Origin of the sequence: Leptolyngbya sp. FACHB-261 (assembly GCF_014696065.1) — a bacterium.
Lineage (GTDB): Bacteria > Cyanobacteriota > Cyanobacteriia > FACHB-261 > FACHB-261 > FACHB-261.
Window position 1 is genome coordinate 817,815 of sequence record NZ_JACJPL010000026.1, and the last position, 20,821, is coordinate 838,635.

The window sequence follows — 20,821 nt, forward strand, 5'->3', positions numbered from 1 at the left end:
AAAAACGGGTTGAGTTCCGCAAACTAAAGGAAAGGACAAACCGGGTGAATCCCTTCTGTTGCTGAATTAGTGAAGCAAGGTAATGATGCCTGCTGTCCAGCAGGTTCGTCCTGTAAAATACGCCAGATAATACTCTTTACCCCATTATCCCAGGCCTCTGCCGCCCCACAGAGCCTGAAACTGGGTCTTGAGTCGTGATCCACAGTCAGCGCTGCTTAAAGGATTTGAACATGTCAACCCAACAGTTAGTCAGAGAAGCGGGTGATCTCGACCCCCAACAGCTTCTGCACACTCTGGCGGCGGTTAAGAGAGGCGACTTCTCGGTTCGCATGCCTATTGACCAGGTTGGTTTAGCAGGCAAGATCGCTGACACGCTCAACGACATCATTGACCTGAACGAGCGGATGGCAGCAGAGCTAGACCGCATCGGTACCGTGGTTGGCAAAGAAGGCAAAATCCAAGAGCGAGCCTCTTTAGGTAGTGCAGGCGGATCCTGGAAGCGCAGCGTTGACTCGGTCAATACATTAATCACTGATTTGGTTCAGCCCATGGCTGAGACCTCACGGGTAATCCGGGCAGTTGCCAATGGCGATTTGTCGCAAACGATTGCGCCAGGTATTGAAGATCGACCGCTGAAGGGCGAATTCCTGCAAACTGCGCAGATCGTCAACACGATGGTGGACCAACTCAGTTCCTTTGCCTCTGAGGTCACCCGTGTGGCTCGCGAAGTGGGTACTGAAGGCAAACTGGGCGTCCAAGCCGAAGTGACAGGGGTTGCAGGCACCTGGAAGGACCTGACCGACTCGGTCAACTCAATGGCTGGCAACTTGACGGCGCAGGTGCGCAACATCGCCGAAGTCACCACAGCTGTAGCCAATGGCGACTTGTCCAAAAAAATCACCGTCGATGTCAAAGGTGAAATCCTGGAGCTGAAGAACACGATCAACATCATGGTGGATCAGCTCAACTCCTTTGCCTCTGAGGTAACGCGGGTGGCCCGCGAGGTAGGCACCGAAGGCAAACTGGGCGTGCAGGCTGATGTCAAAGGTGTGGCCGGGACCTGGAAAGATCTGACCGATTCGGTGAACTCGATGGCTGGCAACTTGACGGCGCAGGTGCGCAACATTGCCGAAGTGACCACGGCAGTAGCCAATGGTGACCTGTCCAAGAAGATTACCGTCGATGTCAAAGGCGAAATCCTGGAGCTGAAAAACACGGTCAACGTGATGGTGGACCAGCTCAACTCCTTTGCTTCTGAGGTCACCCGGGTAGCCCGCGAGGTGGGCTCCGAAGGCAAGCTGGGCGTGCAGGCCGAAGTGCGCGACGTGGCGGGCACTTGGAAAGACCTCACCGAGTCGGTGAATTTCATGGCGGGCAGCTTGACGGCTCAAGTGCGCAACATTGCCGAAGTGACCACGGCGGTAGCCAACGGTGACTTGTCCAAGAAGATCACCGTGGACGTCAAGGGCGAAATCCTGGAGCTGAAAGACACGATCAACGTGATGGTGGATCAGCTCAGCTCCTTCGCCTCTGAGGTCACCCGTGTGGCTCGCGAGGTGGGTACCGAAGGCAAGCTGGGTGTGCAAGCTGAAGTGCGCGGTGTGGCGGGCACCTGGAAAGATCTGACCGACAACGTCAACTCGATGGCTGGCAACCTCACGGGCCAAGTGCGGAACATTGCCGAAGTTGCGACGGCAATTGCCAATGGCGACCTGTCCAAGAAAATCACCGTCGATGTCAAAGGTGAAATCCTGGAGCTGAAAAACACGATCAACATCATGGTGGATCAGCTCAACTCCTTTGCCTCTGAGGTGACGCGGGTAGCCCGCGAGGTGGGCTCCGAAGGGAAGTTGGGCGGTCAGGCTGAAGTGCGCGGCGTGGCGGGGACTTGGAAAGACCTAACCGACTCAGTGAACTTCATGGCGGGCAGCTTGACAGCCCAGGTGCGCAACATTGCCGAAGTGACCACGGCAGTGGCGAACGGTGACTTGTCCAAGAAGATCACCGTGGACGTCAAGGGCGAGATCTTGGAGCTGAAGAACACGATCAACATCATGGTGGATCAGCTCAACTCCTTCGCCTCTGAGGTGACGCGGGTAGCGCGGGAGGTGGGTACCGAAGGCAAACTGGGCGTGCAAGCCGAAGTGCGCGGCGTGGCCGGGACCTGGAAGGACCTGACCGACTCAGTGAACTCGATGGCCGGCAACCTCACGGCCCAGGTGCGCAACATTGCCGAAGTGACCACCGCAGTGGCGAAAGGCGATCTCTCCAAGAAGATCACCGTCGATGTCAAGGGCGAGATCTTGGAGCTGAAGAACACGATCAACATCATGGTGGATCAGCTCAGCTCCTTCGCCTCTGAGGTGACGCGGGTGGCTCGCGAGGTGGGCACTGAAGGCAAACTGGGCGTGCAAGCTGAGGTGCAGGGGGTCGCTGGCACCTGGAAAGACTTGACCGATAACGTCAACTCAATGGCTGGCAACCTCACGGGCCAGGTGCGTAACATCGCCGAGGTTGCAACTGCGATCGCCAATGGCGACTTGTCCAAGAAAATCACAGTGCAAGTCAAAGGCGAAATTCTGGAGCTGAAGAACACGATCAACGTGATGGTGGATCAGCTCAGCTCCTTTGCCTCTGAGGTCACGCGGGTGGCCCGTGAGGTAGGCTCCGAAGGCAAACTGGGTGTACAAGCTGATGTCCGGGGTGTGGCCGGGACCTGGAAGGACCTGACCGAATCGGTGAACTTCATGGCGGGCAGCTTGACGGCTCAGGTGCGCAACATCGCCGCTGTGACGACGGCAGTAGCCAATGGCGACCTGTCCAAAAAGATCACTGTCGATGTCAAAGGCGAAATTTTAGAGCTGAAGAACACGGTCAACACGATGGTGGACCAGCTCAACTCCTTTGCCTCTGAGGTGACGCGGGTGGCGCGGGAAGTGGGCTCCGAAGGCAAGCTGGGCGTGCAAGCCGAAGTGCGCGGTGTGGCTGGGACCTGGAAGGATCTGACTGAATCGGTGAACTTCATGGCGGGCAGCTTGACGGCCCAAGTGCGCAACATCGCTGAAGTGACCACGGCGGTGGCCAACGGTGACTTGTCCAAAAAAATCACCGTGGACGTCAAAGGCGAAATTTTAGAGCTGAAGAACACGATCAACACGATGGTGGACCAGCTCAACTCCTTTGCCTCTGAGGTCACGCGGGTAGCGCGCGAGGTGGGTAGCGAGGGCCGGTTGGGAGTGCAAGCCTACGTGCGCGGCGTAGCCGGAACCTGGAAGGATCTGACCGATTCGGTGAACTCGATGGCCGGCAACCTCACGGCGCAGGTGCGCAACATCGCTGAGGTGACCAAGGCGGTGGCCAACGGTGACTTGTCCAAGAAGATCACGGTCGATGTCAAAGGCGAGATCTTGGAGCTGAAAGACACGATCAACGTGATGGTGGATCAGCTCAGCTCCTTTGCCTCGGAGGTGACGCGGGTGGCCCGCGAGGTGGGCACCGAAGGCAAACTAGGGGGGCAGGCGCAGGTGCGCGGCGTGGCGGGCACTTGGAAAGACTTGACTGACAACGTCAACTCGATGGCTGGTAACTTGACTGCCCAGGTGCGAGGTATCGCCAAAGTAGTGACAGCGGTGGCTAATGGCGACTTAAAACGCAAGTTAATGCTAGAAGCCAAGGGCGAAATCGAAACCCTGGCCGACACGATTAACGAGATGATCGATACCCTAGCCACATTTGCCGATCAGGTGACTACTGTGGCTCGTGAGGTGGGCATTGAGGGCAAGCTGGGGGGTCAGGCTAGAGTGCCAGGCGCTTCAGGAACCTGGCGCGATCTGACAGACAACGTCAACGAGCTAGCGGCCAATCTAACCACGCAGGTACGAGCCATCGCAGAGGTGGCCATCGCTGTAACCAAGGGCGATTTAACCCGGTCGATTGCTGTGGAAGCGCAAGGCGAGGTTGCGGTCCTCAAAGACAACATCAACCAGATGATCGCCAACCTGCGCGAGACCACGCAGAAGAACACCGAGCAAGACTGGTTGAAAACCAACCTGGCGAAATTCACCCGTATGCTGCAAGGTCAGCGCGATTTGCTGACCGTTTCCAAACTGATTTTGTCGGAACTGGCGCCGCTGGTTTCGGCCCAACATGGGGTCTTTTACTTAGTTGAAGAAGGCATGCGCGATCGTGCCGGGCAGGACCCATTGCAACTGCCCGCCTATCTCAAACTACTTAGCACCTATGCCTATCGTGAGCGCAAGCGCTTGGCCAATCGGTTTGAAATGGGCGAAGGTTTGGTCGGACAGTGCGCTCTGGAAAAGGAACGGATTCTGCTGACCGAAGTGCCGGATGATTACATCAAAATCAGTTCCGGACTGGGAGAGTCTGTGCCTCTCAATGTTGTGGTGTTGCCGGTCCTGTTCGAGGGTCAGGTAACCGCTGTGATCGAGCTGGCTTCGTTCCGGCACTTCAGCGAAATTCACCTATCTTTCTTCGATCAGCTCACCGAAAGTATTGCCATCGTGCTTAATACGATTGCAGCCAGTATGCGAACTGAGGAATTGCTCAAACAATCCCAATCTCTGGCCGAAGAATTGCAAACGCAGCAAGCCGAATTGCGCGAGACCAACAAGCGCCTAGAACTGCAAGCACAGTCCCTGAAAGCGTCTGAAGAACTGCTCAAGAACCAGCAGGAGCAATTGCAGCAAACCAATGAAGAATTGGAACAGAGATCGCAATTGCTAGCTCTGCAAAACCAAGAAGTTGAGCGCAAGAATCTGGAGATCGAGCAGGCCAGACGCTCTCTGGAAGAGAAGGCGGAGCAATTAGCTCTAACCTCCAAGTACAAGTCCGAGTTTCTGGCCAATATGTCCCATGAACTGAGGACGCCACTCAACAGTCTGCTAATTCTGGCGCGGTTACTAACCGATAACCCCGAAGGAAATTTGACTTCCAGGCAAGTCGAATACAGCCGCACCATTCATTCGGCTGGAACTGACTTGTTAGGGCTGATCAATGACATTCTGGATCTGGCCAAAATCGAGTCCGGCACGATGTCAGTGGACATTGACCAAGTGGTCCTGACTGAAGTCGCTGGTCAAATGGAGCGTAACTTCTGGCAAGTCGCTCATGATAAAGGTCTGAGTTTTATAACTGAACTGGCACCAGAGCTGCCGAGGGCAATTTATACAGACTCGAAGCGCTTACAACAAGTGCTGAGGAATCTGCTCTCCAATGCCGTTAAGTTCACCGAGCAGGGGCAGGTGCTGCTGCGCGTCTATCGAGCAACCCAGGGCTGGAGCCCTGAGCAGGAAACCCTCAACTACGCCAGTGACGTATTGGCTTTCTCAGTGGTCGATACTGGCATTGGCATTGCCACCGATAAGCAAAAGCTGATTTTCGAGGCATTTCAGCAGGCTGACGGTAGCACTAGCCGCAAATACGGCGGCACTGGCCTGGGCTTATCGATCAGCCGCGAAATTGCTCAGCTGTTGGGCGGCGAAATTCAGCTCAGTAGCCGTCTTGGCGAGGGCAGCACGTTTACGCTCTACTTGCCCCTGACCTACGTGCCCAATGCCGATGCCAGACGACGGTTACGCAATGCAGCCCCCACGCCGGTGAGCACGCCGACGCCAACCGAAACAACCATCCGTCCCTTGGCTCCGGCTGTTACTAATCCGCCGGTGGTTCCGCAACCAGTACTCCCTCAATCACAAACCACGATTGCCGATGACCGCAATGGCATTACGCCAGGGGAGCGTGTGCTGCTGATTGTGGAAGATGACCCTAACTTTGCGCGGTTGCTCTTGGATATGGCACGCCAACAGGGGTTCAAGGGTCTGATTGCGCAAGGCGGCAGTTCTGGTCTGGCTCTGGCCCGAGAATTTAGACCCGATGCCATCCTCTTGGACATCCGCATGCCGGGAATGGATGGCTGGACGGTCTTAGAGCGCTTGAAGCATGACCTAAACACGCGCCATATTCCAGTGCAAATCATTTCGGTGGAGCCAGGGCGGCAACGCGGTTTGCAATTGGGTGCTCTCGCTTATTTGCAAAAGCCCGTGAGCAACGAGGACCTGACTGAAGCGCTAGGCGAAGTCAAGGGGTTTATCGAGCGACCCGTGAAGAACCTCTTGATCGTCGAAGGGGATGAGATACAACGCCAGAGCATTATCAACCTGGTCGGCAACAACGACGTCTATGTCACTGCTGTCGGTACCGGGGCCGCAGCGCTAGAAGCCTTGAGAGCTGGGCCATTTGATTGCATCGTGCTTGATTTGGGCTTGCCCGATATGACCGGCTTTGAGCTGCTGCGCCAAATTCAGCAGGAGGTGAATCTCTGTAAGCTGCCGGTGGTGGTGTATGTCCGGGAAGAGTTAAGCGAGCAAGCCGACGCGGAACTGAAACAGATTGCCGAGACGATCATCCTAAAAGAAGTTCATTCGCCGGAGCATCTGTTGAATGAAACTGTGCTGTTTCTGCATCGCGTGCAAACTAGCTTGACCGAATTCCAGCGACAAATGCTGGAACGGCTCTATGAAGCGGAACCCGTATTGGCTGAGAAGACTGTATTGATTGTGGATGATGATCTGCGCAATATCTTCGCTCTCACCAGTATGTTGGAGCGCTATCGAATGAGGGTTCTCTATGCAGAGAATGGCAGAGATGGCATTGCCGTTTTGCAAAATCACCCTGAGATCGATGTGATTCTAATGGACGTGATGATGCCTGAGATGGATGGTTACGAGACCATGCAAACCATCCGTCAAATGAACCAGTTCAACTCACTGCCCATGCTGGCGCTTACAGCCAAAGCCATGCCAGGAGACCGGGAGAAATGCATCGAAGCGGGGGCTTCTGACTACATTGCCAAACCTGTTGATAGCGAGCAGTTGTTGTCGCTGTTACGGGTCTGGCTGTCCAATCGCTCGTCCTGATTTGCTGTTCTGATTCGCTGTTCTAATTTACGTTCGTGGCGTTAAAAGTGAGGCGCGACAAATTCTCCCCTCTGACCCCTCTCCCAATCAGACTTGGGAGAGGGAAACCGGCTCACTTTTTAACCACTACACATTGACCCCTTCCAACCCCCCTTAGCAAGGGGAGGAGCCGTAGACGGTGGGGTTTAATTGGTAGCTCTCATTTAGAAAATCGTCTCAGGGTTCAAAGTTCAAACTCTTCTCTGACACTGACATCGCCAAAGCTGACCTCGACACTGAAATGCTGTCCGGATGTCCCTCTGAAGGGTTTGAGTTGGATGTAATTGTCCTGGTTTCTCGATTGAACTTCTTGAAGAATTCTGTCAGTTTGAGATAACAAACTCAGATTGAGATTGGTGGGTAAGTACCTGGCTCCACCAACTGGATGCAGTTGAATCAAAACCCCGATTTTTTCCTGCGGTTCTCTAGTGGTTGTCACGAGCAGGGCAACACTTTGATCGTCTAGATGTATGCCCAGGTCAACTAATTTGCCGCGTTTCACACTGGTTTGCATCTGGCGAGTACTAATTGCGAGATCCATGCCTGGACCCAGCAACGAATCAAGCGCTTGCCAGCCTTCGTCCACCAAACCCTGTAGCCATTGGCCCAATTTGTTTACGGTTGCAGGGTTTGTGCCTGTTGGGTTTGGATTGGGCTGGTTTGGATCAGGCTGATTTGTAGTGATCGGGCTTGTAGTGGTTTGAGAAGATACCGCTTCAGTTGGGGCAACTGGTAAGGGAATCGCGTTTGGCTCTAGACAACGGCAGTAGACCAATAAATGATTGGGTTCGGCATCCCACAGAGACAGAGGTAGATGGTAAAAGCCGTTAGAAGGTTGCCGGTTTGTGCTTAGATAACTGCTTAACTGGTCATAACGCAGGAAGCCTCTAACTAATACCTGCTCCTCTTCTTCTGCGACCTCAAGCACAACATAGAAATGGGCAGCAAGTTCAGGAACCTCTAGTGAATTGCTGGGCACATTAACCAGTTCGTCCAATAGGTGCTCAGTGGTGATTAGGCCCAACTTAAACTCGCCAACTGTGAGATAGCAAATTGTCTGGCTAGCAGTTTCATCTGTGGCAATGCCTCGGCTGAGCCTTTGCTCGGGCAACCGTTCTTGCAGCCAGGTTTCAAAACCAGACAGGGCTAGCCCATTGAGATAACGTTGCCACTGGTTCTCTTCGTTAGTGGCGAGTTGGGCGTCGATTTGAGCCTGTTCAAAATGCTCTGTTTCGAGCCAGATTGTTGGCGGTAGAGAGAGCCTGAGGTCCGTTGGATTGACCAGTGAATCGAGCATCATCTTACTCCTAGTAGATGAGAATGCTGAGTACCGAACGCAATTGCTGGGCGTATACGCTGTCGAGTGAGCGGTTTTTACCTGCCCTGATTTCGGTGGCTGCTGCTTGGAAGATCTCTTGGTCGGCAAATGCCTCGACCTGCTCAGCCAAGTTTTTGAGGTAATCGGGGGCTGGGGGAAGATCAGTCAGGCCCATCGCCTGGGCCTTCTTGAGCATCTGGTCAAGGATCTGCTGCACAGTTCGCTCTCGAACTTGATTGAGTAGATCGCCGGGGTCCAGCACCCGTCTAGTTTGGTCCCAACTGCTCATGCCTAAGCGGGGCGTGATTTCTTTGAGTGAGAGTCCTTGCTCGTAGTAGAGTTGCAAGCCAGGAATTAGGTGCCGGGTTAGGGGGGCGTACTTGCGGCTGTTTTTCAGGCGTTCGATTCGGGCCCGAACCTCTTGCTCGACGGCTTGAACTAGGGCAATCCTGAGTTGTTGGTGCAGAAACTCTAAAAGCTCTTGCTGTTCCAACTCCAGTTCGTTGAGGGAGGTGTAGGGTAAATCTGGTCTGAGGGCGTAATTGCCAGTCTCTGCGTCATAGATATCGAGAGGTTCGCGGTAACTCCAGATGTCGAATTGCCTGAGCTGAGTGGCAGTCTGTTTGAGTTCTTGGAGCAGCTCTGCGGGTGTTTTAACGTTAACCTTGCGGTCTTGCAGGTGCTTCTGCATTTCCGCTAGTTGAGGGCCGGAGGGATCGGGGCAGCGCTTGAGTCCCTGTTGCCGTTGTTGCAAGCGGTCGCGCCGGTAGACGGCGTGGAAGACTTCGACTAGATGGCGTTCGCGAGCCGATAGGCGTTCGAGTTGTTTGGGTCTAGCCCGGTTTAGCAGGGCCCAGTCGCTGAGATGCTTAAAGCCAAAGTTAGATAGAAATTCTTTGAGTTCTGGGTTTTGTTTAGTGTGCAAATGGGCCCAATTGTCTAGGCTTAAGCTGGTGGGTGCATTGGGCTTGAAGGTTCTAAGAACTTCAACGGAGAAAAATTTATAAGCGGTTGTTTGAGTTTTACCTTGTTTATCTTGAATGAGTTGAGTTTTACCGTCTTTGTCTAAAAGAATGAGTGCTTTGCCGTCATCATTGAGCACGAAGGGTAGCAAGTCGCGGTAGGTAAAGGGCTTGTCGCCACCAAAGAGAGAGTCAATAGTTTTGCAGGCTTTGAGGATGGGATAGGAGACAAGGCAGCGCAGGCAAAGCCCAGCCTGGACGGCAGTGGTGGGGTCAGAGGGTTCGGTCTGATCAGGTCGGGTTTGAAACTGAGCCAGCAAAGCAGCTTGAATATCCTCGTTCTGTAGATGGTCTAGGTTTGAGGACTTCTGGGTCTTCAATTCCTGTCTTTGTTTTTGAAAAAAATCTTGGGCTAGAGGAACGGGGTAGCACTCATAGCCAACTCCCTGGTTGGCAGGATTAATGCGGCAAATTTTCCAATACTTCGATGCAATATCCATGCGGGTGACCTGTTCCTTGCCTCGGCTGAATTCCTCGTCTAGTGCATTAAACCTAAACCTACAAAAGATATGTAGATTCAGCCCCTTGAGCTAATGCAGTTTTCCTAACACTGGATCAGCACGACTAGAGTTGGTATGGATTAGTTTAGAATATCTGATTTAGCCTACGCCTCTGAGTAGGCTTTGATACCCATTGGTGTAAGTAATTGAGATGTCTGGGCTGCTAGTGGGTAAGAGAAGGCACTTGGGCTGGCAGGGGCCTAGTTATTTGAAGTGCTATTTGAAGTGCTATTCGAAGTGTTTTTTGAAACTTAGTTACTCAATAAAAGCTGACTCTCTTGCTGTTTTGACTGCCAACAAGTGCGTTGCAGGGTGCATCTAGGTTGCATAAGTTGGTCGAAGTGTACCTATGGAAAGGTGGAGACGAAAAAGTAAATGTGGTCAGTTTCAGGGCTGGCTTGGTCCTAGCCTCTGATGACTGGATGAACTGTTGTTAGGCTTCCGTGAAGAGTACGTCTTAATCGTTGTCAACCCACTCAGGCAAAAACCATGAAACTAATCTACAGGGCTCTTGTTCTTGAATATAAGCCCCTTCCTTCACAACTATACCGCAAGCCTCATGCAGTGAACTGGCGCTTTCAGATTCCGGGTGAGGTTTATGGGGAGCAACCAAGACCTGTAACTACTTATCGTCAACCCCGCGCTATTAACTGGCGGTATCAAGTTGCTGTGGAGGGCTAAATGCGAAATTATCTACAAACGGCCCAAACGGTGCATACTTCTCAGATTCAAGCTGGCAAACAACCAGATGCTGAGCTCAACGTTCTGATAGGGTGCTCCATTATGTTTTTTCCTATACTTGTTGCTTTAACGGTTTGTGGCTATCGAAGATATCGTGCTACGGCCTTGAAGCAGAAGATACAGCTGCTGGAAAGGTTGTGGTGCCTTGAAGCGGGAAAAACAATTTCTTAAAGCGAATGACTGACAGTAGAGCCAATCAAAACCAATCGCTATTTTGGAGGGCTAGAAGTCTGCTTTCAGTAAGCGATTGCGGCGATTTGGGTTAGAAGTACCCGGCAGGGTACTATACGCGCTAATGCAGGCTCTCTTAATCTTTAGATGTGAGCAAGTGACTCACGATTAAGTGCATTCAACTAACAGGAGAACAACATGGTTACTGATGAAACGAAGCTAAGCAGTGCTCTTGAAGCAAAGCTGTCTACAGTGCTCCCTGAATTGCAGCAGTTGCTTAAGGAGCATGGAGTAACGGAACCTACTCAGATTATTCTTAACGTTGGCTCGTCTAACTCAAGCTTGGCTTCTGAGGAAATTGGTACCAAGTGTACAAAAGCATGGGATTCGGTAAAGGAAGCTTGGGTATGCAGGTAAAGGCTTTTAGGATCTGCTGTCCTTTGGTCAATTCGTTTTGAATACTCTAAAAAGGAATCTTTTGGGAGTAAAGAGACTCTGAAATACGCCTATCTAGCCAGCAAATTCTGAAGACCAAGCTCTCGATTTTAACTTAGCTATTCAGTAGAGCGGTTCTTGCCTTTGGGAACCGCTCTATTGTGTAAGCATCTGCTAAACCTATACATTGCCCATTAAATTTTTTAGGGTCTGAATAAATAAGACAATTTGTTGGTCTGACTAGATAAGTAAGAGAAAGCATGAGTTCTGTTCATTTTTTTCTGATTTCTGAAATTAAGGAGAGCCTAGATATGCCCTTAAAACAGTTTTGTAAAATTCGCTGACCCTTGATCAATCTGTGTTAGATACTCTTGAACAGAACTTTCTTGGAGTCGGTAAACTTTGAGATGTATTAAGGTCGAGCAGCAGATTTTAGGGATTAAAGCTCTTGTTACCTGATTAGCTATGGGTGGTCTTTGCCCTCAGAGATTGCTCTACCATCAAGTATTGCTCAGTCTGCTCTCAGTACCGATCTGTAGTAGCTTTGACAGGATATGGTTTCTTTGAGAAAGCCTATCCAATGCCTCAAAGCAAGATCAGTAGATTCTGGCACCTGAAACTGTTCAGTTCTCTAGCAATCAGTGGCGTGCTTACCCTCTCGGCAAGTCGTGCCTGCGCTCAGGTGACGCCAGATGCAACACTGGGAGCGGAGCGCTCTGTTGTCCGTTCGGAGGTTAGCAATGGCTCTCCTCGTCAGCAGATTGACGGCGGTGCAACTCGTGGCACCAATCTGTTCCACAGCTTCCGATCCTTCAATGTCGGTGAGGGACAGAGTGTCTATTTCCGGAATCCTGCGGGCATCGAGAACATTATTGGTCGGGTGACAGGCAGAAACCGTTCTAATATCCAAGGCACGCTTGGTGTCTTGGGGGGCAATGCTAACTTATTTCTGCTTAACCCTAACGGGTTTATCTTTGGCCCCAATGCCCGCCTAGATATTAAAGGTTCGTTTGTTGCAACTTCAGCGAATGCCATCCAGTTTGGCAACCAGGGCTTCTTTAGCAGTTCTGCCCCTGGTTCTCCTCCCTTACTAACAGTTAATCCATCAGCTTTTTTGTTTAATCAGGTTGCTCATGGCTCTATTATCAATCGTTCAATAGCACCATCAGCAACTAGCGTAGGTGGGCTTCAGGTGGGTGATGGCCGTAGTTTGCTGCTATTGGGTGGCAATGTGAGCTTAGAAGGTGGAATGGTGAATGCCCCTGAGGGTCGGGTAGAGATAGGAGGAGTTACAGGGCCAGGAACAGTAGGGTTAAGTGTAGATGGCAGTGATCTGCATTTAAGTTTTCCTGATAACGTAGCGCGGGCAGATATCTCCCTAACTGCTGGTGCTGTAGTTGATGCGAGTGGTGAGGGGGGAGGTGCTATCCAGGTTCAAGGTAGACGCGTATCGGTTAGCGGTGGGTCTAAGTTAGAAGCTCTGACCCTAGGAGCGGAGCCAGGGGAAGACGTGACCGTGAACGCCTCCGAAGTTGTGGAGTTGTTTGGATTCTCTCGGCGCGGTACTTTAACGACTCAGGCTCGTGGTACCGGACGCGGTGGAGACATCACAATTCGCACGCGGAGGCTAGTTGTTCGAGGTGGGGCGCAAGTATCCACCGGAACTATTAGCGAGGGTGATGCAGGGCGATTAACGGTAAATGCCTCTGAATCTGTAGAGGTAGTAGGTACTGATGGTGAAGATGTCAATAGTGGTTTGATTGCTAACACTGCTGCTGCTGGAGATGCGGGTAGCCTAGAGATCAACACCAGAAGATTAATTGTTCGAGATGACGGATTGATATCGTCATCGGCTACTCTATTTCCAGGTCCTAATGGCGAAGCTATACCAGCAACAGGCCAAGGAGGTAACATCACCATTAATGCTTCTGAATCTGTAGAATTAGGAGATGGACAGATAGGTACGGAGACTTTAGGCCCAGGAGATGCTGGCAACTTAACCATCAACACTAGTAGGTTGTTAGTTGAGTCTGGGAGCTTTATATCAACTCAAGCCACATCGGGTGATGAATTCGAGGGCTATATACCAGATCTGAGCAAACTTACAGGAAACGCAGGCGACTTAACTATCAACGCCAGCAGCCTGCTTATTCAGACTGGGGGAACCATAGCAGCTAATAGCGAAACCTTAGGAAGAGCAGGCAATATTGCCATTGATGTCCGTGATACGTTGCAAGCCAACAACGGTAGGATCGCCACCTTAGCCAATCGATCCTCTGGCGGAGCAATTAACATCAGGGCAGGAGCCATCCGCTTAGAAGGCAACAGTAACATCACCACGAGTGTCCTTAGAGGTGCAGGTGGCGGTGGCGACCTCACCCTCAAAGCCCCCTCGATTTTTGCCTTTGGCGATAGCGATATCCTGGCTTACTCCAGAGACGGACGCGGCGGCAACATCACCCTCGACACCCTCGCCTTCTTCGGTCAGAACTACACTCCCGCCCCACTCAACATCGACCCAGAAACCCTCAACGACAATGGCCGCGTAGACATCAACGCCCAAGGTAGACTCGGCAGTGGCGTCGTTAACCTGCCAGAAGTGAACCCTCTTCAAGGCTTACTGGGACTGTCCGCCGAGCTGACCGATGTCTCCAACCAAATTGCCCAAAACTGTAGAGCCGACGTCATCGCCGGAACCAGCCAATTCCTGATCACCGGGCACGGCGGCCTACCCCCCGACAGCAGTGAAATGCTCAGCCGCGAAGCCGTCCTGGCAGACCTGGGCGTTCCCGCTCAACCCGGAGCGCAACAGGCAAGCATCTCTGCCCCTGCACCAACCCTCAATGCCTCTACCCCTCAACGCCTAGTGGAAGCCCAAGGCTGGGTGAAGAATGCAGAGGGCGAGATTATGCTCGTCGCTCAACCCCCCACCACCACGCTGCAAGCAAGCAGGCAAGCCACCAATACCTGCTCCAGCCCCTGATGCGCCTGCCTGGGATCGGAGAAGCCCCAGCCGAAATCGAGGAACGCTAATCCAGAGTCGAGAAACGCTCAAGCGGAATCGAAGAACGCTAACCCGGAATCGAGAAACGACTAAGTGAAATCGAGAAACACTGACCCAAAATCAAAAAACGCTTAGGCGAAATCGAGAAACGCTAACCCGGAATCGAGAAACGACTAAGTGAAATCAAAGAACGCCAGCCCGAAAACCAATCAATACTTACACGGAATCGGATAACGCTTAACCAAAGCTTATGAACTCTGGCCCCCGAAGCAGACGCCACCGCCAACTCAGCCGCCGCCTATACCTGCTCCTTGGCGCTTGCCTCGGTCTACTTGTCGCCCTCAGCCTTCAGCTACTCTCCGCCCAACCCAGCACCGGAGGACCCCTCCCCCAACCCCAACCCCCCAGGGAGAGGGGAGCCGGACCTAGTGTCAGCCACGATCTAAACGCTAACACTCTGCCTCCCCCTTCCCTCACAGGGAAGGGGGCCGGGGGGTTAGGTCTCCAAGCTTCAGCCTCCGGAGGACCCCTCCCCCGCAGGGAGAGGGGAGCCGGAGTTTTGCCTTCCCCAGCCCAACTCTTCCCTCAGTCTTTCCCCAACGACGAAAGAAGAACCAAAACCTTGCCTCCCCCTTCCCTCACAGGTTCCCTCACAGGTTCCCTTACAGGCAAGGGGGCCGGGGGCTTAGGTCCCACAGACTTAGCCAGCCAGGGCCGTAGCCTCTACGAAGCCGGACGGTTCGCCGAAGCTGCTGCTATCTGGCGACAAACGGTCCAAGCCTACCAGGCGCAGGGGGATCACTTGAACCAGGCAATGGCGTTGAGCAATCTTTCGCTGGCCGAGCAGCAATTGGGGCACTGGTCCGAGGCCAGCCAAGCCGTTACCGATAGTCTGCGTTTGCTTCAGGAGCCAAGTCGCGGCAATACCCAAGACCATTTGCGCATCCTCGCCCAAGCCCTAAATACGCAGGCTGGCCTGCAATTGGCTCAGGGCAACCCAGACCAGGCACTCACCACCTGGCAACAGGCCACCACTACTTACCGTCAAGTTGGCGATACGGTTGGCGTAGCGCGCAGCCAGATTAATCAAGCCCAAGCCCTGCAAGCCCTAGGGCTGAACCTGCGAGCAACCGAAACGCTCAACCAGATTAGCCAAAGCCTGGATTCGGCCCCCGACTCCCCCCTCAAAGCCGCCGCTCTGCGCAGTTTCGGCAACGCCCTGCGCCTGGTTGGTGACCTCGACCAATGCCGACAAGTGCTGCAACAAAGCCTTGCCATCGCCCAGCGCTTAAATTCGCCTGCGGATCTCAGTGCCTCTCTCTTCAACCTGGGCAATCTCAGCCGCGCCCAGCAGGATCCGCAAGCCGCCTTAGCCTTCTATCAACAGGCCGCAACTGCCTCAGCCGCGCCAACTAGTCAAGTTCAAGCCCAACTGAAACAACTCAACCTGTTGCTAGAGCTGAAGCGACTGGACGCCGCCCAAGCTCTCTGGCCCCAGCTTCGAGACCAAATCACCAGCCTGCCCATCGGACAGACCGCCATCTATGCTCAGGTCGATTGGGCGCAGAACCTAACCCGGCTCAAGCAACTGACTCCGGCTCAAGCTCCGACCTGGCTAGACATCGCCCAACCCCTGGCCAAAGCCATTCAGCAAGCCAAAAGCCTGGGCGATCCCCGCGCCCAATCCTACGCTCTGGGCAGTCTCGGTGCCCTGTACGAACAGACCCAGCAGTGGCCAAGCGCCCAGGATCTCACCCAGCAAGCCCTGCTCCTGGCTCAAGCCATCGATGCCCCCGATGTTGCCTACCAATGGCAGTGGCAATTGGGCCGCATTCTCAAAGCGCAGCAGCAAAACCAGGCCTCGATTGCTGCCTACACCGAAGCCGTCGGTAGCCTCAAAGCCCTGCGCAATGATTTGGCAGCGATCAACTCAGACATCCAGTTTTCTTTCCGCGACAAAGTTGAGCCGGTCTATCGGCAACTAGTCGATTTGCTTCTGCGACCTCAAGGCAGTGCTGAACCAAGCCTGCAAAACCTGACTCAGGCCCGCGTGGTCATTGAGTCGCTGCAACTGGCCGAACTAGACAACTTCTTTCAAACCGCCTGTTTACAGACAACCCCTGTAGTACTCGACCAAGTGGTTGACCAGGAAGACCCCACCGCAGCAGTTTTCTACCCGATCATCTTGCCCGACCGGCTCGAAGTCGTCCTCAAACTGCCCCGCCAACCGCTACGCCACTACAAGACAGCCATCCCTCAGGCCAAAGTCGAAAAGACCCTGGAAGACCTGCGCTTCAATCTCACACGGCCCTACGCCCTGCCCGAAATTAAAGCCCTCTCGCAACAGGTCTACGACTGGCTGATTCGACCCGCAGAACAGGACCTGACCCAGAGCGGCGTCAAAACTCTGGTGTTTGTCCTGGATGGGCTGCTGCGCAACATCCCCATGACCGTGCTTTATGACGGCCAGAATTATCTAGTGCAAAACTACGGGGTGGCGCTCACACCCGGTCTCCAGCTCCTGGGACCCAAGCCCCTGGATCGCCAAGAACTCAGAGCCCTAACTGCCGGGTTAACTCAGGCTCGTAACGGCTTACCGCCGCTCAACTACGTCAGAGATGAGTTATCCGAAATCCAGGCCGAGTTGTCCAGCGTGATGCTACTCGATCAGCAATTCACCGCCAGCAATCTGCAAACCCAAATCAACGCCTCTGCGTTTCGGGTAGTGCACCTCGCCACCCACGGCCAGTTTGGCTCCAAGGCCAAAGAGACGTTTATTCTGGCCTGGGACCGGGCGATCGGCGTCAATGAGTTTAACCAGTTACTCCAGAGCCGCAATCCCCGTCGCGCTGATCAGCCCGTCGAACTGCTGGTCCTCAGTGCTTGCGAAACTGCCGCAGGCGACCGACGCGCCGCTTTGGGACTGGCCGGTGTCGCCGTACGCGCCGGAGCCCGCAGCACCTTGGCCTCGCTGTGGACGCTGGATGATAAAAGCAGCTCGCTGCTGATGGGCAAGTTCTACCAGGGCTTGACCGATGCTGCCCTGACCAAAGCCGAAGCGCTGCGTCAGGCGCAACTGGCCCTGCTGAACAACCGGCAATACCGGCATCCCCGCTACTGGTCGCCCTATGTTCTGCTGGGTAATTGGCTGTAGTTCTAGTCCTAGTTTTAGTTCTGGTCTAGTCAAGCCAATCACCCACTCACATCAGCTAATCAGCCTTGAGGTTAGCGTTGAGGTTCACAGCAGCCCACCACCGGCTCTGTCGCCAGCTTGTCCAGGCCAATCGAACCCAACAAGTCTGCCCAGGTTCGAGCCAGGGCGGCGTTTTGTGGTTGAGTCCGTCGCAGTTCACCCAAGCTGGTTAGAGAGTCGTACCAGATGTCATTGGCTGCGTAGAGGGCGCTGCGCTGCTGTGGCGTAGCACTGGCGAGCTGGCGGCTAAGGTCGGCGCTGGCCGCGACCCGTCGCACCGAACCATCCACAAAGGTAATCGGATCGCCTGAGCGGGGCTTGATCACCGAGAAGTACCAGTGGTAAGCCCGGCCCACTTCTAAGGGCGTTCCGGTTTCGGGTAGGCGCACGCTAACCACCCCCGGCTGTCTCCCCACAGGGGCAAGCGTCGTGCGATAGATATAGCCATCCCGGTCATCCTTCAACACAAACTCCAGAGGGCAGGTTGTGTAGGGCACATAGAACCAGAAGGTGGGATAGGCCGCCGTAGTCAAGCCCCCACCCGCCTCGGCTGGCTCACTGGCCGAGGTTTGCGTGAGCGGCACCAAAGCCGTGAGCGGCTGCGGCCCAGCGGGACAGAGCGGATCGCGGGAGCCTGCCCCCTGCCGCCCACCCGGTAAGCCTGTTGAGGGGGGATGGGGGGGAGCATATTGTTTGGACCCGGCTGCTGGATTCGTCGGACTCGCCGCTGCGGGGGTGAAGGCTATGGTCGTGGGGCCGAGCAGGCTAACCAGAGTTGCTGCAAGGCCAGGGCAGAAAAATGGGGACTGGTAAAAGGCTTTAATTCCAGGCATATCAGAAACTCTTTAAATTCAAGATTTGTGCTGATGCAAGCGGTAGACCACAATGCTGCCGCTGGTTAGGGTTAGAGCCAAGGCTGGCGGAACCAAAGGCACCCAACCCCCCTGCTTGAGGAGGTAAAAACAAAGCCCCCCTAAGACTACAAGCGAAGCCGCCAGACCGGGATAGGCGAGAGAACGCCAACGCCAAATTAGAACACCGCCGACCATGGACCAGCCCCAAATCCAGAGAGCCTCGCCCCACTGGGGCCAGACCCACAGCATGGGTCGCCCGTCTAAAACAGCAGTGAGAATGTGGCTCACCATTTGAGCTTGGACAAGCACGCCTGCAACTTCCCGGTTCGCCTCTGGGTCCGCTTTGAGGGGCGTGCCGTGGCGATCCATGCCAGCCACATCCACACCAATCAGCACGATCCGGTCCTTAATCGCATCGGGGTTGATCCGGCCTTGCAGCACATCCTGCACCGTGACTCGCGGCACCAACTCGGCGGAAGCATCATGCACGCGGTAGTTGAGCAGAACTTGATAGCCCTGCGCATCAAATTTCTGGTAGCCGCCGGTGGGGACTTGCAGACGCTTGAAGACGACGTTACCGACCTGTAGGCTCTGGTCCGGCCTGAATTGAGCAGAAATTCCCTTAGCCTCTAAGTAATGAAAGGCGAGCTGAGCGCTCAGCGCATAGCGCGTGGTGCAGGCAGAGGTTGGGCTAGGGTCCAGGGTCAGCAAGTGGCGGCGCACTACCTGGTCAGGGTCTACCAAAACATCACTGAAGCCCAGACGCGAGCGAGGCATACCAGGCGGCGAACGGTAGCCTGGATCCGTGTTGCTGGCGACTTTGCAAATGCCCACCATCCGCTCTTGTTGCCGCAGGTACCGCATCAAGTCGAGGTAACCTTCTCCCTGAGGAATGTCGCGATAGAGATCTAGCCCAATCAAACTCGGTTGGCCTTGCTCCAGACGTTTAAGCAGCCGTAATAGGGTGTGATCGCTCAGCGGATATTCTCCCAATTGCTGAAAGTCGGCTTCAGTAACCCTCACCACTAGAACGCGCGGATCAAGGCCCTCATCCGGACGTAATTGCATCAGTTGATCAAAGGCTTGTAGCTCTAGAGGCTGAAGCAGCCCCAGCGCTCGCACAGCCAGCAAACCAGCCGTTACTAACAGACTGGCCGAGAATACCAGGCGAGCCATGCCCAGCCGACGCTGTCTTTTGGCAAGGGGTGGGCGAGCCGAGGGGGGACTTGCCGGTGGAGTGCTTGCCAGTGGAGCAGTTCCTAAGGGGGAGCTTGCCAGCTGGAAAGGTATAGGCGATCCAGGTATGGGCAGAGCATCAGCAGGAACGCTCGCTTGGCGGCACATGCTCTGCCAACTCACCGGTGCTTCGGCGGGGTTTTGACACAGAACCGGCAGCCAGGTTGCGCAAGGGAAATCTCCCTCCAAACCCTGCAACCGTTCCCGCGCCTCACGAACTGAACTGTATAGCGATTGGCCACCTGCAAAAGCTGTGAGGAAATATTGCAAAAATTCGTGGGCGACCACATCGGGCACCGGTTCCCGCATCACGATCACCTGCGGAATATGCCAGGCGACTAGCTCCCGAGCCAAACCCAATCCATCACAGGAATTGAAAATGGCTAATTTCAAGCCTCGGTCGATGGCTTTTTGCAGACCATATTTCAACTGCTCCAGCGTCAACTGCTCGGTTTGATTGAGCTGAAGCAGACCTTTGAGTTGATCAATCGGAGCATTGGGACAGTCGAGCTGAGTTGAGCTGTGCCCAGCAAAGAACAGAATGTCCCAGTCCTGCTGGAGAGCGTCGGAGAGTTCACGCCGTTGGGGCTCGACCAAAAATTGGGTTTCGGCCTGTGCTGATAGCTGCTCTAAAAAAGCCCGGTCCTTGCTGAGGTCAATGCCCTTGCTGTTGCCCAGAATCGCCAGGATTCTCACTTTGGGCTTGAGCGGCTGGACAATGGGCTGCCTCGGTCTCTGATATTCCAGCGCACTCAGGGCAACTTCGGCCTTGCGATAGTGCGCGAAGAAGTTCCATAAATGCCAGGGGATGCGCCGCAGTTGAGAATCGTTGGTTTCAACGATGACTCGAATTTCCTCACTGGGCTCCAGTTGTGTGCGCAGTTGTTGGTCAATATTGCGAAAGGACTCCGAGTTCAGCCAAGCATTAAGGCTATCGGCTAAGCGCTGGCATAGATCGCTAAATTCGACTTCAGAGACTTGAGTGACCGCGGCTTCCTGGATTTCAAAGCTGTCTTCCTGGGTGTGGGCACGCACCAACCAGGCAAGACGTTGATAGAGTGCGTTGTAGAGTAGCTGCCAGGTTTTAGTAAGGTCGGCTAGTTCGGGGGCGGCGGGTAGGGAGCCGGTGAACTTCATCGGGTGGGGGTTGCCTGACTCCCACACCTGGGCAGTCACCGTAGTAAAGCCACGGTGTAGATCTCCATTGCCCAGGCTTAGAACGACTAACTGGTCCATGCTGTCTTGGACACACCCGCCCGATTGCGAAATTTTAGTCGCAGAACTCCAGGTTACAGGAGTGAAGTTCAAATTCTAGTAGCCTTTACCTCCCTGTGACGGCTTTTCGGCCATATAATTCCCTGCCAACTGCTCCT

The 20,821-nt window shown here is 54.1% G+C and carries 8 protein-coding genes; 4 read left to right on the forward strand and 4 right to left on the reverse strand.

What is annotated here, in order from left to right; all coding sequences use genetic code 11:
- The first annotated feature begins 230 nt into the window (after positions 1 to 230).
- Positions 231 to 6,935 carry a HAMP domain-containing protein gene (locus tag H6F94_RS19615; RefSeq protein WP_190803900.1) on the forward strand — a complete coding sequence of 2,235 codons (6,705 nt, stop codon included), beginning with the start codon at positions 231 to 233 and terminating at the stop codon, positions 6,933 to 6,935.
- 223 nt (positions 6,936 to 7,158) lie between these two features.
- Here H6F94_RS19615 and H6F94_RS19620 read toward each other — a convergent pair whose 3' ends face one another.
- Positions 7,159 to 8,274 carry a DUF1822 family protein gene (locus tag H6F94_RS19620; RefSeq protein WP_199320513.1) on the reverse strand — a complete coding sequence of 372 codons (1,116 nt, stop codon included), beginning with the start codon at positions 8,272 to 8,274 and terminating at the stop codon, positions 7,159 to 7,161.
- Positions 8,275 to 8,281: 7 nt separating this feature from the next.
- Positions 8,282 to 9,754 carry a hypothetical protein gene (locus H6F94_RS19625; protein ID WP_190803901.1) on the reverse strand — a complete coding sequence of 491 codons (1,473 nt, stop codon included), beginning with the start codon at positions 9,752 to 9,754 and terminating at the stop codon, positions 8,282 to 8,284.
- A gap of 1,170 nt (positions 9,755 to 10,924) precedes the next feature.
- On the opposite strand from H6F94_RS19625, the gene H6F94_RS19630 reads away from it, so the two are divergent.
- The 3 genes from H6F94_RS19630 (at position 10,925) to H6F94_RS19640 (ending at position 17,319) form a co-directional block, all read left to right on the forward strand.
- Positions 10,925 to 11,143: a hypothetical protein gene (locus tag H6F94_RS19630; protein WP_190803902.1), complete on the forward strand. Its 219-nt coding sequence runs from the start codon at positions 10,925 to 10,927 to the stop codon at positions 11,141 to 11,143.
- A 598-nt stretch (positions 11,144 to 11,741) separates the two neighbouring features.
- Positions 11,742 to 14,144, forward strand: coding sequence for a two-partner secretion domain-containing protein (locus H6F94_RS19635; protein WP_190803903.1), 2,403 nt, complete (start codon positions 11,742 to 11,744; stop codon positions 14,142 to 14,144).
- 643 nt (positions 14,145 to 14,787) lie between these two features.
- Positions 14,788 to 17,319 (forward strand): CHAT domain-containing protein, encoded by a 2,532-nt coding sequence (locus H6F94_RS19640; RefSeq protein WP_199320514.1) that lies wholly within the window; start codon positions 14,788 to 14,790, stop codon positions 17,317 to 17,319.
- A 71-nt stretch (positions 17,320 to 17,390) separates the two neighbouring features.
- Here H6F94_RS19640 and H6F94_RS19645 read toward each other — a convergent pair whose 3' ends face one another.
- Both H6F94_RS19645 and H6F94_RS19650 read right to left on the reverse strand, forming a co-directional pair.
- Positions 17,391 to 18,191, reverse strand: a complete 801-nt coding sequence (locus tag H6F94_RS19645; RefSeq protein WP_190803905.1) for a DUF928 domain-containing protein — start codon at positions 18,189 to 18,191, stop codon at positions 17,391 to 17,393.
- Between the two features lie 18 nt (positions 18,192 to 18,209).
- On the reverse strand, positions 18,210 to 20,684 hold the full coding sequence (locus H6F94_RS19650) for a CHASE2 domain-containing protein (RefSeq protein WP_190803906.1): 2,475 nt from the start codon (positions 20,682 to 20,684) through the stop codon (positions 18,210 to 18,212).
- Positions 20,685 to 20,821: the final 137 nt, after the last annotated feature.

Bases quoted from the DNA above. Each gene is read 5' to 3' on its own strand.
- H6F94_RS19615 (WP_190803900.1), top strand. From the start codon at position 231: ATGTCAACCCAACAGTTAGTCAGAGAAGCGGGTGATCTCGACCCCCAA.
- H6F94_RS19620 (WP_199320513.1), bottom strand. From the start codon at position 8,274: ATGATGCTCGATTCACTGGTCAATCCAACGGACCTCAGGCTCTCTCTA.
- H6F94_RS19625 (WP_190803901.1), bottom strand. From the start codon at position 9,754: ATGGATATTGCATCGAAGTATTGGAAAATTTGCCGCATTAATCCTGCC.
- H6F94_RS19630 (WP_190803902.1), top strand. From the start codon at position 10,925: ATGGTTACTGATGAAACGAAGCTAAGCAGTGCTCTTGAAGCAAAGCTG.
- H6F94_RS19635 (WP_190803903.1), top strand. From the start codon at position 11,742: ATGCCTCAAAGCAAGATCAGTAGATTCTGGCACCTGAAACTGTTCAGT.
- H6F94_RS19645 (WP_190803905.1), bottom strand. From the start codon at position 18,191: ATGCCTGGAATTAAAGCCTTTTACCAGTCCCCATTTTTCTGCCCTGGC.
- H6F94_RS19650 (WP_190803906.1), bottom strand. From the start codon at position 20,684: ATGGACCAGTTAGTCGTTCTAAGCCTGGGCAATGGAGATCTACACCGT.